Annotated in this window: 16 protein-coding genes and 1 tRNA gene; 12 read left to right on the top strand and 5 right to left on the bottom strand. The window is 38.0% G+C overall.

The window, feature by feature from the left end; translation table 11 throughout:
• The first annotated feature begins 59 nt into the window (after positions 1 to 59).
• From VB733_RS02840 to rfbC, 9 genes are all read left to right on the top strand, one after another.
• Complete coding sequence (locus VB733_RS02840; RefSeq protein WP_323338722.1) at positions 60 to 914, top strand: ABC transporter permease; 855 nt, start codon at positions 60 to 62, stop codon at positions 912 to 914.
• Between the two features lie 71 nt (positions 915 to 985).
• Positions 986 to 1,636, top strand: coding sequence for a Uma2 family endonuclease (locus VB733_RS02835; RefSeq protein WP_323338592.1), 651 nt, complete (start codon positions 986 to 988; stop codon positions 1,634 to 1,636).
• A gap of 121 nt (positions 1,637 to 1,757) precedes the next feature.
• A complete protein-coding gene (locus VB733_RS02830; protein WP_323338591.1) occupies positions 1,758 to 3,140 on the top strand; it encodes an ABC transporter ATP-binding protein in 1,383 nt (460 codons plus the stop codon).
• Positions 3,137 to 3,808: a class I SAM-dependent methyltransferase gene (locus tag VB733_RS02825; protein WP_323338590.1), complete on the top strand. Its 672-nt coding sequence runs from the start codon at positions 3,137 to 3,139 to the stop codon at positions 3,806 to 3,808. The genes VB733_RS02830 and VB733_RS02825 overlap by 4 nt, the downstream gene beginning before the upstream one ends.
• Positions 3,809 to 3,813: 5 nt before the next feature.
• A complete protein-coding gene (locus VB733_RS02820; RefSeq protein WP_323338589.1) occupies positions 3,814 to 4,932 on the top strand; it encodes a class I SAM-dependent methyltransferase in 1,119 nt (372 codons plus the stop codon).
• A gap of 202 nt (positions 4,933 to 5,134) precedes the next feature.
• Positions 5,135 to 6,508 carry a glycosyltransferase gene (locus tag VB733_RS02815; RefSeq protein ID WP_323338588.1) on the top strand — a complete coding sequence of 458 codons (1,374 nt, stop codon included), beginning with the start codon at positions 5,135 to 5,137 and terminating at the stop codon, positions 6,506 to 6,508.
• A gap of 38 nt (positions 6,509 to 6,546) precedes the next feature.
• Positions 6,547 to 7,536, top strand: a complete 990-nt coding sequence (locus tag VB733_RS02810) for a CgeB family protein (RefSeq protein ID WP_323338587.1) — start codon at positions 6,547 to 6,549, stop codon at positions 7,534 to 7,536.
• 49 nt (positions 7,537 to 7,585) lie between these two features.
• Complete coding sequence (locus tag VB733_RS02805) at positions 7,586 to 8,566, top strand: CgeB family protein (RefSeq protein WP_323338586.1); 981 nt, start codon at positions 7,586 to 7,588, stop codon at positions 8,564 to 8,566.
• A 386-nt stretch (positions 8,567 to 8,952) separates the two neighbouring features.
• On the top strand, positions 8,953 to 9,498 hold the full coding sequence (gene rfbC, locus VB733_RS02800) for a dTDP-4-dehydrorhamnose 3,5-epimerase (protein ID WP_323338585.1): 546 nt from the start codon (positions 8,953 to 8,955) through the stop codon (positions 9,496 to 9,498).
• A 156-nt stretch (positions 9,499 to 9,654) separates the two neighbouring features.
• Here the strand turns inward: rfbC and VB733_RS02795 are convergent, their stop codons facing one another.
• The gene (locus tag VB733_RS02795; RefSeq protein ID WP_323338584.1) at positions 9,655 to 10,218 is read right to left on the bottom strand and encodes a Uma2 family endonuclease; all 564 of its coding nucleotides are present in this window, start codon (positions 10,216 to 10,218) and stop codon (positions 9,655 to 9,657) included.
• Between the two features lie 208 nt (positions 10,219 to 10,426).
• A tRNA-Pro gene (locus VB733_RS02790) sits at positions 10,427 to 10,500 on the bottom strand.
• 153 nt (positions 10,501 to 10,653) lie between these two features.
• On the opposite strand from VB733_RS02790, the gene lipA reads away from it, so the two are divergent.
• Complete coding sequence (gene lipA / locus VB733_RS02785) at positions 10,654 to 11,538, top strand: lipoyl synthase (protein ID WP_323338583.1); 885 nt, start codon at positions 10,654 to 10,656, stop codon at positions 11,536 to 11,538.
• 95 nt (positions 11,539 to 11,633) lie between these two features.
• On the top strand, positions 11,634 to 12,677 hold the full coding sequence (locus VB733_RS02780; protein ID WP_323338582.1) for a DUF389 domain-containing protein: 1,044 nt from the start codon (positions 11,634 to 11,636) through the stop codon (positions 12,675 to 12,677).
• 173 nt (positions 12,678 to 12,850) lie between these two features.
• Here VB733_RS02780 and VB733_RS02775 read toward each other — a convergent pair whose 3' ends face one another.
• The 3 genes from VB733_RS02775 to VB733_RS02765 all read right to left on the bottom strand — a co-directional run bounded on the left by VB733_RS02775 (position 12,851) and on the right by VB733_RS02765 (position 14,594).
• The gene (locus VB733_RS02775; protein WP_323338581.1) at positions 12,851 to 13,369 is read right to left on the bottom strand and encodes a photosystem I reaction center protein subunit XI; all 519 of its coding nucleotides are present in this window, start codon (positions 13,367 to 13,369) and stop codon (positions 12,851 to 12,853) included.
• 387 nt (positions 13,370 to 13,756) lie between these two features.
• Positions 13,757 to 13,891 (bottom strand): photosystem I reaction center subunit IX, encoded by a 135-nt coding sequence (gene psaJ, locus VB733_RS02770; protein WP_323338580.1) that lies wholly within the window; start codon positions 13,889 to 13,891, stop codon positions 13,757 to 13,759.
• A 208-nt stretch (positions 13,892 to 14,099) separates the two neighbouring features.
• Positions 14,100 to 14,594 carry a Photosystem I reaction center subunit III gene (locus VB733_RS02765; protein WP_323338579.1) on the bottom strand — a complete coding sequence of 165 codons (495 nt, stop codon included), beginning with the start codon at positions 14,592 to 14,594 and terminating at the stop codon, positions 14,100 to 14,102.
• A gap of 273 nt (positions 14,595 to 14,867) precedes the next feature.
• On the opposite strand from VB733_RS02765, the gene tsaD reads away from it, so the two are divergent.
• Positions 14,868 to 15,911 carry a tRNA (adenosine(37)-N6)-threonylcarbamoyltransferase complex transferase subunit TsaD gene (gene tsaD / locus VB733_RS02760; protein WP_323338578.1) on the top strand — a complete coding sequence of 348 codons (1,044 nt, stop codon included), beginning with the start codon at positions 14,868 to 14,870 and terminating at the stop codon, positions 15,909 to 15,911.
• Positions 15,912 to 16,047: the final 136 nt, after the last annotated feature.

Here is a 16,047-nt window from a genome sequence, read left to right as displayed (position 1 = left end):
ACTTCATTAAGCTCATGAAAGTGTGTAGGTAGTGAGTGAAGGCGAGGAAAATTAAATTGTTGAATGCATTTAAGGGGACTGCGAAAAAAGCAGGAAAATTCAAGCGCTTCCTGCCAATTAGCGACAAAGCCTGGGCAAAATTTGACCTATTGAGAACTCTGGTACGGCGAGACTTAGAAGCACGTTACAAAGGTTCTGTCTTGGGGAATCTTTGGCCCCTACTTAATCAAATCGCACAACTACTAATTTATACTTACGTTTTCTCATTTGTACTCAAAGTAAAATTAACCCTAAAAGGTTTACCAGAAAATAACTTTACCTTTGGTTTATGGTTATTTGCTGGACTGATACCTTGGATTGCATTTAGTGGTGGTTTCATCCAATCAGCCACCTCAATTGTCGGACAGCCCAATTTAGTTAAAAAAGTCGTTTTTCCTCTAGGGTTACTGCCACTGGTACCAATTCTCTCAGCCTTTATCGAAAGCGCCTTTGGCTTAATTGTGTTAATTGTTTTCGTTGCCTTTACTTCCCACACTCTACACCCAACCTTGGCGCTTTTACCCCTAATTTGGCTACCGCAACTACTATTAACCGCAGGATTGGGCTACTTGGCAGCAGGATTTACTGTTTTTCTCCGGGATATCCCCCAAACAATTAGTGTATTATTAAATATTTGGATGTATGCCACTCCAATAATTTATCCAGCCTCAGCTATCCCCGAAGGGTGGCGAAATTGGGTATTCTGGTTAAATCCCTTAACTGCGATCGTTGAGGTTTACCGCGACTTGGTTATCAATGGAGAGGTGACACACTGGGGTGAATGGGGTGTTAGTTCATTAATCGCCCTGGTAATTTTCTGTATTGGTTTGTGGTGTTATCGTCGTTTGCGTCCAGCTTTTGCAGATGTTCTGTGAGTTGTTCAATGACTTCAATTAAGAATCAAAATTAAAACCAATCAAAAGAACCGCAATTATGAGGTATCCCCATGACAACAATGCGGCAAATCGATGAAGATTTACTTTATCCCAGTGGTGACGGTAAACCAATGGCAGATAATACCGAACAATATAAATGGATTGTCCTCATTAAAGAAAACCTGGAAGTCTTATTTGCTGATGTTCCCAATGTTTTTATTGCTGGCGACTTACTGTGGTATCCTGTCCGTTCTAAAGTCATTAATCCAACTGCACCGGATGTGATGGTAGTATTTGGTAGACCGAAAGGTAAACGTAAATCCTACAGACAATGGCGCGAAGATAATATTCCACCACAGGTAGTATTTGAAATACTCTCGAAGAGCAACAAAGATGATGAAATGGAGAGGAAACTAGAATTTTATCAAATCTACGGAGTACAAGAATATTATATTTATGATCCAGAATCTGACGAAATCGAAGCTTGGATGCGTGCTGGTGAGAAACTAGAACAAATTGAAGCAGTTAATGGGTGGACAAGTCCGCTTTTGGGGATAAAATTTGATACTACGCAGGGTGAGTTAGTTATTTACCGTCCGGATGGAGAGAGATTTTTGACTTCGTTAGAGATGCGGCAAAAGTATGAAAATGAACGACAACGGGCTGAAAAATTAGTAGAATACTTACGCAAACACGGTATTGACCCAGATAGCTTGGTTTAAGGAAATAATTAGCTAAAATTCAGATACTATATTTGATAATTGTATTCAGGTTGCTGTAGAGTTCGTGTTGTAGACCTTGTATTTTTAAGTGTGTGAGAGTTTGAGGATTAATGACGAAGGTATGGGAGAAGAAATAGCAATTTCACTCAAGAATGTATCGAAGTGCTTTAAACGTTACAACCATCCAGCAGATAGGCTTCAGGAAATATTATTACCAGGTAAAAATCGAAGTGAGGAATTTTGGGCACTACGAGATATCGAGCTTGAGATTCCGCGAGGAGAAACAGTTGGAATTGTTGGACGTAATGGTTCGGGGAAAAGCACATTACTACAAATTATAGCCGGGACGCTGACCCCTACTACCGGGGAAGTAAAAGTAAATGGTCGAGTTTCAGCTTTATTAGAATTAGGCAGTGGTTTTAATCCAGAATTTACCGGGCGACAAAATGTATTTTTTAATGGGCGAATTTTAGGATTAAGTCAAAAAGAAATAGAAGACAAATTTGATGAAATCGCTTCATTTGCTGATATCGGTGATTTTATTGATGAACCTGTCAAGACATATTCAAGCGGCATGTTTGTACGTTTAGCTTTTGCTGTCGCCATTAATGTTGATCCAGAAATTCTGATAGTTGATGAAGCATTGTCCGTTGGTGATGGCGTTTTTGTACATCGCTGCATGGCAAAAATTAAAGATTTTCAAGATGCTAACGGTACTATTTTATTTGTTTCCCACGATCTTGGTTCGGTAAATCGCCTTTGTTCGAGTTGTTATTGGTTAAATAATTCTCGAATAGTCGAAAAAGGTAGTCCAGTAGATGTTAGTAAATCATATCAAGCGTGGATGTACGATCGCATCAATGAAGGCATCCGGGAAAAAGCCAATAATTCTCAAGATTTAGAAAATAATCGCAACACAAAAACATCAATTGATTTAATTGCAGGAGATAAACAAACAGAAAAACTGAAGATAAATTCTTTTACAGGTAATAACTTCTTAGCATTTCCAAACACTAAACGATTTGGAACAGGACGCTGCGAAATTCTCAGTTTAGAAATGCAGAATATCACAGGTAAAAAAATCGGATTCATAATGCCTGATGAAACTTTGATTGTTAGTGCCAAAATTATTAGTCATGACCGAGTAGAAAACCCTATCTTTGGGATTATGATGTTTGATCGCTTGCGAGTCGATATTGCTGGTTGGAATACATCACAGTATAAATATAAATTACCTGCATTTGAAAAAGGACAAATTATAAGCGTCAGTTTTGCCATTACATGGCCCCATATTAAAAGTGATACATACTCCTTAGAACCTGCGATCGCAGACGGTAGTCAAGAAAATAACGAAATGCTGGATTGGATACAAACTCCAACTGCTTTAGAATCAGGAGTTACCGACCTAACATTTGGATTTTTCAGATTTACAAACGTGACTGTTTCTCATACAGTCGATATCCTTATTTCACCTCAGGAATTGAGTAATTCCTTATCAAAATGATTTGTTATTGTTGCGGTTCAAACAAAATTCACTATCAAAATATTCTCTGGCAAGAATTAATTAGTGAATGGCGTTTATCAAAATATGAAGTTGAATATATCAATCGACAACAAGGTTTACATTGCCAAAACTGTAATTCTAACTTGCGGACAATGGCATTAGCTTTGTCGATTATGAAATGCTTTGGCTATCAAGGTCTATTTAAAGATTTTGTAAGGGAAGAAAAGTTTCAACATCTGCAAATACTAGAAGTAAATGAAGCCGGTAGCTTAACGCAGTTTCTCAAACAAATACCAGGTCATCAATTAAAAATGTATCCGGAATTGGATATGATGAACATGAAATTTGCAGATATTTCTTTTGATTTAGTTGTTCATTCTGATGTTTTAGAACATATTCAGCATCCCATTAAAGCACTATCGGAATGCTACAGAATTTTAAAAACAGGTGGATACTGTACTTTTACAGTACCAATGATTGTTGATCGATTGACTATTTCCAGAGTCGGTATGCCGCCTAGCTTTCATGGATTAGGTGAACCAGACAATCTAGTTTATACTGAATTTGGTTGCGATGCTTGGAAGCAAGTAATACAAGCAGGATTTCAAGAATGTCGATTGTTCTCGATTGAATACCCTGCTGCTCAAGCTTTAGTAGCTGTCAGGTGATTGTTATGAATATTTCTAACAGTATGGAATTTACAGGTGAAAGATATGTTCCTTCGCTTGATGGAGCAATCAAATATGAACATTTGCATCGTTATGCGATGTGTCTTCAATTTGTTACCGGAAAGTCCGTACTTGATATTGCCGCAGGAGAAGGATATGGTTCAGCATTATTAGCAAAAGTGGCTGAATTCGTTGTAGGTGTTGATATAGATAGTGAATCTGTAGAATATGCAAAATTAAAATATAGCAGTTATGAGAATTTAAATTTTCTGGTTGGCTCTTGTGAATCAGTACCGTTAGCTGATCATTCGGTGGACGTAGTCACATCATTTGAGACGATTGAGCATCATGATAAGCATGAAGAAATGATGCAAGAAATTAAGCGAGTATTGAAACCAGGTGGACTTTTAATCCTCTCATCCCCCAATCGCTTAGTACATACGGATGAAGCTAATCATTCTAATCCATTTCATGTCAAAGAACTGTATTATAGTGAGTTAGTAGATTTGCTGAATCGTTATTTTAATTATTATCAAATCTATGGTCAAAGGTTAGGTATGGGTTCGTTTGTTTTTTCTTTGGAAAGCACCTCTGAAAATCAATTAAAAGCATATACTGGTAATATTGATAAATTATATCAGCAAGTTTGTAGTCTAAAATCACCGCTTTATTTTGTTGCTATATGTTCGGATGAAAGTGACAGAATCCAAACATCTCTTGATTCTTTATATATTGATGCATCTGATGATTTACTAAATACTTATATGCTAAATCTCGATGAGTCACAAAAAGTAATGCGTTACTTTGAAACTAAACTCAAACAAACTCAAGTTGAACTCAAGAGCGAGCAATCAGAACTCGATCAAAGGCAAGCTGAACTCAAGGATACCCAATCACAATTACAAAATACACAATCGCAATTACAAAGTACACAATCGCAATTACAAAGTACACAATCGCAATTACAAAGTACACAAACAGAGGTAGCAGAATTACAACTACAACTTCAAAAAAAACATGTAGAACTCGAACAATTTAAACAACAGTTAAACGAGATGGAGAATAGCAGATTTTGGAAGGTACGTCAGGTTTTGTTTAAGCTGAAAAATATATTTGGGATATAAAAATTGAAAAGTATTCAGTAGGAATCCAGTCAGTTATGATTAATTTTTACTAATCAAAAGTAAATCCAGATAAAACTACCCTTGCAGAAAACAGCATAAAAATTTTAAGAAAATATCGATGAACATATTATTTGTCCTACATAATTGGGTTGGTTATGCACCGCATGGTGGTACGGAAGTCCATGTTCAGTATCTAGTAGATGTGCTAATTAAAAATAGTAGCCATCAAATTTATGTTCTATTCCCAGATTTAAGAATAGCGGGTAACTGTAGCAATTACCTACTCCTAAATCCAAAAGATAAATCGATTAAGCGTATAAATTTAAATTATCCTGTAACCTCAGAATGCTATCGACATGAAGAACTAAGTGCTAAATTTACATCGCTGATGACAGGGCATCAAATTGACGTAGTTCATTTCTTTCATTTAATTAAATATCCCCTCAATCTGCCGTTAATTGCTCAATTATCTGGTGCAAAAACAGTTATTTCATTTTTTGATTATTACTTTATTTGCCCACAATTTAATTTTTTGAAGAAAGACAATCATTTTTGTGACTATCCTCATGTTTCAATCCAAACTTGTGATTTGTGCTTGAAACAAAGATTTAATTATCAAGCAAACACACAACATACCCGACAAAGCTTAATTTCAGAAGTGCTGTATCATACAAATGCTGTTCATTATTTATGTTCTGATCAGCGTTCTCGAATGGTAACTGCCTATCCTCATTTGCAAACTAAACTGAGTTTAACAATGGGTTTAGGTTTGGATGCACAACCTCAACCTCAAATAGATACTAAATTTGTTAACTATTTAGCACCTTTAAAAGTTGCTTGTGTTGGCAATTTTGATACTAACAAAGGAGCAGAATTACTATTACAGGTTATAGATTACTACCAATCTATTAAACAACAAAACATTGAATTTCATATTTATGGAGATACACGACATCCTTACTCAACAGTTTTATATGAAATGGCAAAGCAGAAAACTGTTAAATCACATGGTAGCTATACCCCTGAACAACTACCAAAATTGCTGCGAGAATGTCATATAGCTGTATTTGCTTCAATTTGGCCTGAAACTTTTGTTTTAGCACTTTCCGAAGCATGGTCATGTGGTTTAATCCCTGTCGCTCCCAAGCTTGGAGCTTTTGGAGAACGCATTAATCATGGGAAAAACGGATTTATTTATGATTATAAAGACCCTGGTTCCTTAATCAAAATATTAGATAGTTTTTTGAGTTTCACAAAACAAGATTTTCTTGATCTCTTGGAGGGAGTAAGTCAAGTCAAGTATCCATCTTTACAAAGTAATTTAGATAACTATCTATCTTTGTATAACCGTATCCATAAAACTGCTTCTGATATCAATTCTGTAGAAATTTTATCACGATTAGTTATAGACGTACATCCTGAGTCTTGGCATAGTGACTCTAAATCTTCATCAACTATCTCTGTTGCTTCTGGGAACAAGGAAATTCTCCAGAAAGCGTGGCAGTTTTATCGGCGAGAAGGATTGCGTTCTACAATTAATCGATTTGCTAAGTATGCTAATTCCAAAATTAAATAAAAATTAATTAATTAATTAATACAAAATTTAACTAGATTATGAATATATCTCATACCATCATTCATTTTGTGTGGTTACTTCCCGAACATAAAGATAGCAATCGACATATCCGAAACATGCTTATTTCCGAAGTTAAATATTGCTCGGACTTGACAGTTAAGTTTTATTCTGGAGAATATTATCTACAGGAAGTTGATACAGTTAAAAAACCCGATTTAGTAATTTTATTCGGCTCATTTTACAACCCCTATTTAGATATATATAACTTAATATCTCAAGTGCGATCGCGTTGGAATACTTATATAGCTGCTTGGGTAACAGATGACCCATATGAATTTGACTGTAACTATTTTTTACCAAAGTTTGTTGATTTCGTATTCAGCAATGATAAAAACTCTTGTAATTACTATCATTCTCCCAATGTTTACCATTTACCTCTAGCTGCTGCTGAATCTGTTCATGGAGTTTTAGAAGCATCAACACAACCCGAATGGGATTTTGTTTTTTGTGGTGTTGGCTTTCCTAACCGTATTGATATTATTGAAGGTCTGCAAGATTTTCTTAAAAAGTATTCTACCCTAATCATTGGTTCTAACTGGTCAAGTGAGATTACTAGTAATCTTTTCATACGACCTTCAGTTAGTTATGATGAGCTTTTGCATATTTACACGAATAGCAAAATCGTATTAAATCTATCACGAGTTTTTGATCTACAAAATAAAATCTATGAAATAGTCCCTTCCACCCCTGCACCTCGAACATTTGAGGTTGCGGCAATGGGAGTTTTTCAGTTAGTGTTTTTTGACAGACCAGAATTATATGAATATTTTAGTCCAGAGGAAATTATTAGTTTTAGTACTAAAGAAGAGTTTATTTATTTAGCTAAAAAGTATTTAGAGAACTTAGAACTTCGTTGTAGTGTAGCAAGAAAAGCTAAACAGAAAATTATGCAACAACATCTTTATAGACATCGCTTGCAAACAATAATTCACTATGTTTTTTCTAGTGAAAAAAATAATTGTCATTGATTTTTTCAAAAATTCATGTGAAAAATATATTATTTAAACCAGATAAATCATGAGTAAGCGTATATTAATTTATAATTCTAAAGTTAATAATAATAATTTTCATCTAATTAGTTCACTTTGGCAGGCTTTGTCGAAAATTTCAGGAATAGATGTCCGAATATCTAACTCTCAATCAATCAGAGTATTTGTTAAAAGTTTTGAACCAGAAATAATCGTTTTTTTGGGAGGAGAAGATGTTACTTTTGATGTAATCCAAACGCTTAAAAATAGTTCTAGTAAATGGATTTTATGGACAACTGAAGATCCATTTGAAATTAAACGAAATAAAGAAATATCTAAATATTTTGATTTTGTTTTCACATCTGATAAAGCGAGCAAAGAATTATACCAGCATCCCAATTGTTATTACCTTCCTCTTGCAGCAGACAGCAGTTGGTTTTTCCATCCAGTCATTGAGCAACCTAAAGAATTACTCTACGATCTGATTTTCATTGGTACAGCATGGCCTAATCGGACTAAATTTCTCCAAGATTTAACTGATTTGCTCAAGTACAATAATCTCAAAAGTCGATTTATATTGCCAACAAATCCTTATATACCCTCAGATAATTTATCAACTATCAACATTTGTAAATTTGAACGTGATTTTCGAGTTGCACCTAGAGATTTAGCGAAGTTACAAAACTATTCTCGATTTGCACTCACATTATTCCGAGACTTTTCTGGTGATGGAAATGCTAGACCTCAAAGTTCACCAACAAATAGATTTTACGAAACGTCTCTAGCTGGAACATGTCAAATTATTGTATCTAATAATATGACTATCAAAGAGTTCCACCCTGAAATAGAACAATATATCTTTCAATGTCAAGATGCTCAAGAAGTCATTAAAACCATTATCTGGGCAAAAACAAATCCTGAGATGAGAAATTCAGCTGCTTCAGAGATGCAAAAATTTGTCTTAGAGAATCATTCCTATCTTCATCGTGCCAAGGAATTATTAAATATAATAGATAATAGTGACAAATAATAAAGAACTTAATTTTTTTAATGTATTCTTACAGCAGCGAAAAATATTGATATTTAGATATTATTATCTATAGTTAGTGGCAAGAATATGAAAGATTTTTTTTAAATGAGATAATCCTGCAATTCTATGATAACTATTATCTTGGCTCTTCCGTAGTTGTGATGCAGAAAGTTAACCTAAATTCATGTTTTTGCCTTTAAAATCAAGGCTTTTGGAAAGTTGGAGCTTAGATTTTATCGCCAAGCTTCAAATCTTGATATAAAAAAGCTACTTTTCTTGCCCAGCAAGGGTTATGGAATCTTCTGTGGACTTTTTAGCATAACAAGTAATGAAGAACCATTATCTTTATAATTGAAAAAGAAATCTTACAAATACAATCAAAAAACGTGAAAATTATTCCTACCGAAATACCCGATATCCTTCTGATAGAACCCCAAATATTCCAAGACGATCGCGGTTTTTTCTTTGAGTCTTATAATCAGCAAAAATTTATTGAAAAAACTGGTTTAAATATTAATTTTGTTCAAGATAATCAATCACTATCCAAGCAAAATGTGCTGCGGGGACTTCATTATCAAATTATTCAACCCCAGGGAAAATTAGTACGTGCGGTATCTGGGAACATCTTCGATGTTGCAGTTGATATTCGCCAAAGTTCTCCGACTTTTGGACAATGGGTAGGCTACGAACTCAGCGCAGAAAACAAGCGCCAACTTTGGATACCAGTAGGTTTTGCCCACGGTTTTGTTGTCCTTTCAGAAGTCGCCGAAGTTCTCTACAAAACTACAGACTATTATGCACCAGGAGGCGATCGCACTATTCTCTGGAATGACACAGAGTTGGCGATAAATTGGCAGCTAACTACAACCCCAATTCTATCAGCTAAAGATCAAGCTGGAAAAGCCTTTAAAGATGCCGATTTGTTTCCATAAGAGGTTATGTATAAACTAAACCTTAAGACCAAAGAAACCCGGTGTATAGGATTTAAGTATCGAGCATCATCTGACTTTTTGATGAGAAACCGGGTTTCTTCCTGCGCGACTATCCTTAATATTTGCTTTATAAATGGTCTCTGAATTTATTCTACCTTAAACATTTATCACATCTTCATAAATATCTGCCATTGTCAAGCTTAAGCCAATAGAATTTAAAGATAATTCATCATTTTTGCCTAAGATTTCCAATAACCAATTTCCTTGAGTATCTCGACGATAAACCTCTACTTTGATTTCCTCTTGGGAAACTAATACATATTCCTGCAAACTTTCAATACTTTGATAATTGATACGTTTTTCTCGTTTATCTGTACTTTTAGTAGAATTAGATAACACCTCCACAATTAAAGTTGGATGAGTTTTAAAGTATTTTTCTTTATCGTTGGAGTCGCAGGTGACTAAAAGATCGGGATAATAAAATATATCCGCTTTTTGCACCTTGATTTTCACTTTCATATCGGAAACGAAAGCACGACAAGGAGTCCCACGTAGATGAGGACGTAGCAAAGCAATGATATTGATAGCTATCAAGTTATGTTCCTCACTCGCCCCAGCCATTGCGAAGGTTTCACCGTCTACATATTCGTGACGGATATCACTCTCTAACTCGAATTTCAGGTATTCTTCAATGGTAAGAAAATGAACAGGGGAGCGCATAGCTTTTCTCAGTTATGGATGAACAGCATAAGCTTGGGGAAGATTAATCTTGCATCTGCTCCAAAAGGGCTTGTATCTGCTCCAAAAGAGATATTCGGCGACATGAATTTGTTAACGACAACGTTAAGACGACAAATAATCTTAGTTAATCTATAGCAAAAACGGCTAGAAACTGGACTCCCTAAATCGCTTGCAGTATAAATAAAAATCGGGATGACTGGATTCGAACCAGCGGCCCCTTCGTCCCGAACGAAGTGCGCTACCAAGCTGCGCTACATCCCGACAGAGTTTTGCAAATTTAATTGAGATTATACCATAAACCAAGGTTTTTTGTTCTGCTGGGGAATGCCACAAAATGCTCAGTTATTAATAACCAATCACTCACAAACTTGCTACTATAACTCTGTATATCTAGATCAACGGTAAATCAAAACTGTGGTAGTAAAACCGGACTGGCTGCGGGTTAAAGCACCTCAATGGGAGCGTGTTGGTAGCGTTAAGGAGATTTTACGGGATTTAGCCCTGAATACAGTTTGTGAGGAAGCTTCTTGTCCGAATATTGGTGAGTGCTTTAATGCAGGGACAGCAACGTTTCTAATTATGGGTCCTGCTTGTACTCGTGCCTGTCCTTATTGTGATATTGATTTTGAGAAGAAACCCCAAGCACTTGATCCGACGGAACCAACTAGGTTAGCGGAAGCCGTGCGACGAATGAGGCTCAATCATGTAGTTATTACTTCGGTGAACCGGGATGATTTAGCTGATGGGGGCGCTTCGCAGTTTGTTCGTTGTATTGAAGCAACCCGTGCTGTTTCTCCCCAGACAACTATTGAGGTATTAATCCCTGACTTGTGTGGTAACTGGGAAGCTTTGGAAATTATTTTAGAAGCACAGCCCGAAGTCCTCAACCACAACACCGAAACTGTTCCTCGCTTGTATCGTCGCACCCGTCCTCAAGGTAATTACGATCGCACCCTGGAATTGTTAAAACGCTGTCGGGAAATATCGCCTTGGGTGTACACAAAGTCTGGCATTATGGTGGGCTTGGGAGAAACCGATGCGGAAATTCGCCAAGTTATGGGGGATTTACGTGCTGTTGATTGCGATATTTTGACAATTGGACAATATTTGCAACCCTCCACCAAGCATTTGCAAGTTAATGATTTTGTGACTCCGGAACAATTTTCCGCTTGGCAAACCTTTGGTGAGGAAATTGGTTTTTTACAAGTTGTGTCTTCTCCCTTGACAAGAAGTTCATATCATGCTGAAGAGGTAAGGAAATTGATGCAACGATATCCACGAATCAGAAGTAGTGATTAATTGAGTTGAGGAATTCTTCAACTGCGTTGTGCTGTCTACGACTTCAATAATCGCCGCCAGAAACATGTCCAGGAACTATTAAACTGGTGTTTTGTATGTTCAGAGAAATAGTCCGAAGCCAAACCACACTTTTGCTGGAAAGGATACAGATATACTGCAAGCGTTTGTTCACAAAAAATGTTGATGCCAGCAAACTCGAAAAACTCCAACTTGAGTTGCTAGAAGAGTCTCACCTGAGCCGCAGCTATGTAATTTTAATTCTTGGCTCCTGCATCATTGCGACACTGGGCTTAATTGCTAACAGTGCGGCTGTCATCATTGGAGCGATGATTGTTGCTCCTCTAATGTTACCAATCCGAGCTTTAGCTTTTGGCGCTCTCGAAGGAGATGTCATACTATTTCGACGCGGGTTAATTTCGGTTGCAGTCGGTACACTATTAGCTGTCATCCTCGCTTGGTTATTAGCTTCCTTGGCAGCAATTTCCCTGTTTGGTAGTGAAATTTTAGCTCGAACAAAACCAACTTTAATTGACCTGGGCATTGCGATCGCAGCTGGTGGTATTAGTGGTTATGCGAAAATACAACCGAAAATTTCTGGTAGTTTAGCCGGAACTGCAATTGCCGTCGCCCTCATGCCCCCAATTTGCGTAATTGGTATCGGATTAGCGAATGGGAATTGGTCTCTCAGTATGGGAGCCACATTACTTTACCTAACTAACTTGCTGGGCATTACACTATCCTGTATGGCGGCTTTCTTAGCCACAGGCTACGTGAAATTATCCCAGGCACGTAAGGCATTGATATGGGCGATCGCTTTGACAGGTATACTTCTGATTCCCTTGGGTTTAAGTTTTGTTGATTTAGTTAGGCAAACCCGTCTGGAAGCCAGTCTCAAACAGGCATTGTTGAAACGAACAATTACGTTTCAACGAGTCGATTTGGTCAAAACAGAGACAAACTGGTTGGTGAATCCACCAGAAGTACGATTGACTATTCGGAGTCAGGAAAAAGTGACCCCAAAACAGGTGGAACTTCTGGAAGAATTTGTAGAAAGAGCTATGGGGCAGCCCTTCCGATTAATCTTTGATGTTAGTCAAGTTGAGGAAGTGAGGCGGAAGCAGACTACAACACCCCGTTAATGAATAAATTCTTACGGTATAGTCCCACGGGATAGGTCAAGTAAAAATTATAGGGTCTGTTAGTGACAGCACCACGCACCAATCATTTGGAATAGTACGTTACACTTTGCTAACAGACCCAAGGGTGTGTCCTTTATTTAATCCACGTTCCCAATGTCACAATCAAACTCAAACTAACCAAGTAAACCTTGGAATAGGTCTAAATTACTGGCTAGGAAGTAAGCTGTGATTGCACCGCCAATACCACCAATCAAAAAGGCACTAGCGAAGTTATTCCAACCCTCTTTTGAGCTAAAAGCATCAGGTGGATTAGGCACGGTAACGCTAGCAAGTGCTTTCCCAGGGTTGCTGTTTGCGTACATCGATAGACAAGCGGTCAAGATGACAATTAAACCAATGCTTGCTAGCAAACCTGCAAGGTTAGCGTTGGCGGCGTTCCGCAATGGACCCAATTTATCAAAGGGTCCAAAGATAAAATAACCATGTGCCATGCCAACTTCCAACCCACGACGGAAAGGGGTTAGACCAGGACGATAGGCTGGTAAATTATTGATGAACCATTTGCTTAATGGAGAAGAATTGATGGGGGTTTCCAAGTTGCCTTGCTGTGGGTCGCGACCTGCGGGGAAAACAACTTCGCGGTTTCTGGGGTCGCCGGCAAGATTTTTTGATGCGTCAACTGCTTGCGCCATATTTTATGTTTGCCTCTAAATAATCGATAAATTTGGCAAGATTTTATCTTCATGATAATTGAAGCTGACTACGCTTCTGTCTGTTCTGTTTAAAAAACTTAATTTAATAGTCAATTTGTTAATTAAAACCATCACAATTACGTATTTTCTGATATCCAGGCTTGCTAGCGTGAAAATTAGTGGTAAATAAAAACTTGCTCAAATCAGCTAATTTCCACAACTTAGGATTTACAGAAAATCAGCAGAAAATTATTTTTATTAATTAAACATTAATCGAATATTAATTAAACAAACAAGATGGCACTCAGGAGTTAAAAAATAAAGTTTCAACTCCCAAGTACCAAAGCTTTTCAATCAAAAGTTATGACTAATTTTCACATGCCAGGATTACGGCAGGGGGTGGAAAAGTAGGTCAGGGAAAAAGCGGTTAAATTCAATCAAAAGTCCAGCTGTGAAAATCAGTAAAGCAAATAGCAATACTGGTGCAGTTGATAAGTATCTAACGAAATGATTTTGTGACACTGTTTATAACTCCCAAAAAATGGTTTTGCGGAAAATTCAAGTTTGGAAAAATTCAGGTTCTTCCATATTTTCAGGAACAAGGTATTCCCGCACAGCTTACCAAATAAAATTTGTGTTAGCCGATCTCAATTTTCCAAAACGGATTTACAATCTTGCGATCGAGATTTACCCCACTAATCTCAAACTCATGAAATTGGAGGATAAACACCTAACGTGGGGAGATGGTGATTTCTGTATCTTTTGCTGTTAACTCACCTGTGGTCAACTCTTTGAGAGCTGCTGCGGGCCAAGCAAAACCAGTGAGCATGATTTGAAATGCCAAAGGTACATCAATCACGATTTCCTTAATTTCTGGGTTATCGCCCTTACGGATAGCAATGAGGTAAGCACGACCAACCCAACCAATCCAGCCAGCAATATAAAGGAACAGCAAGCTAGGAATGAGGAAATCTCCCGCACGGTCGAGGCGACCGTCAACGATTAGGTGAGGTAAACCCTCAGGACCACAGAGCGCTTGGGAATAACGTTCAAAACGCTTTGCACCAGAACTGGGGTCAGAAGTGGTGTTGCGAGCGCTTTCAGCACGTTGCTGGAACGCTGGAGAGTCTTTGCAGGGTACTAAGTTAGCTCCTAGTGCCATCGAAGGCGGGGTGAAGCTAAACCAAAGACAGAAGGCTAATATCAGAGCAAACAAACGTCGCATGGAATTGTTTCCTTTTATTACGAAACAAAAAATTTCTTGTACAAAACGAGGCGGCTTGTACAATCTTTATTTGCATAACTAGCATGTCATCATAATCCTTGCTCGTGAACCGAGTAAAGTTGAAGTAAATAAAAGTTAAAGCTTCTCAAAGAAAATTATGGGAGTGAGGGAGAGTGGGAAAAAAGGGAAAAAATTTTCTCCATCTCTTGATTCCATCCAATTCTGGCTTTCTTGCCTCCTCACGTCCCTTCGTCCCCATTCCTGTTTACCACCATGCCAACTGTATTAGCCATCGAAACTAGCTGTGATGAAACTGCCGTTGCAATTGTTAATAATCGTGAAGTGAAGAGTAGTATTATTTCTTCACAAATTCCTGTGCATCGCCAATATGGGGGAGTTGTGCCGGAGGTTGCTTCGCGATCGCACCTAGAAACGATTAATTATACAATTTCCCAAGCCTTTGATGAGTCAGGACTATCCTGGGAACAAATCGATGGGGTTGCAGCCACCACAGCACCGGGACTGGTGGGGGCGCTACTAGTGGGGTTAACGGCAGCCAAAACCTTGGCAATACTGCATGAAAAACCTTTTTTGGGGGTTCATCACCTGGAAGGGCACATTTACGCCACTTACCTGAGTGAGCCGTCATTAAAGCCCCCTTTCCTAAGTTTATTGGTTTCCGGTGGACACACGAGCTTAATTCATGTTCAAGAATGTGGTATCTACAACACATTAGGGGGAACTCGCGATGATGCAGCAGGTGAGGCATTCGATAAAGTTGCCCGACTGTTAAAACTTGGTTATCCTGGCGGACCAATCATTGACAAAATTGCTAAAGAAGGCAATCCCCTCGCCTTTTCTTTACCTGAAGGCAGAATTTCATTACCAAATAACGCCGGATTTCACCGTTACGATGCCAGTTTTAGCGGCTTAAAAACGGCTGTATCGCGTCTCGTACAAAATATTGAAGCTGAAGGTCATGAAGTGCCAGTTAGGGACGTTGCTGCCAGTTTCCAGTACACTGTAGCCCGTGCTTTAACTAAACGAACTATTACCTGTGCCCTGGATTATGGACTGAGTACCATCGCTGTTGGCGGTGGTGTTGCTGCCAATAGTGCTTTGCGATCGCATTTAAGTACCGCTTGTGCTGAAAATAACTTGCGGGTCTTGTTTCCGCCCTTAAAATACTGTACTGATAATGCTGCCATGATTGGCTGTGCAGCCTGTGAACACCTTGCCCTTGGTCATACTTCGCCGTTGACATTGGGTGTTCATTCCCGGCTAGCGCTGACTCAAATTATGAGTTTATATACATAGTTTACATATACTAATAACGGTTAGAAAATGAACTTCTCAATGCTATTAGCGTTTATTTATAGGTCTTGTAGTTAATCGCTATAGGCGTAGCCTTCTCGTAGAGTACAGCTAATAGCTAACCGCTAACCGCTCGCTA

The organism is Calothrix sp. UHCC 0171, from assembly GCF_034931845.1.
GTDB lineage: Bacteria > Cyanobacteriota > Cyanobacteriia > Cyanobacteriales > Nostocaceae > Brunnivagina.
The sequence above is the reverse complement of the archived record's forward strand: the minus strand, read 5'-3'. Positions and strand labels throughout refer to the sequence as shown.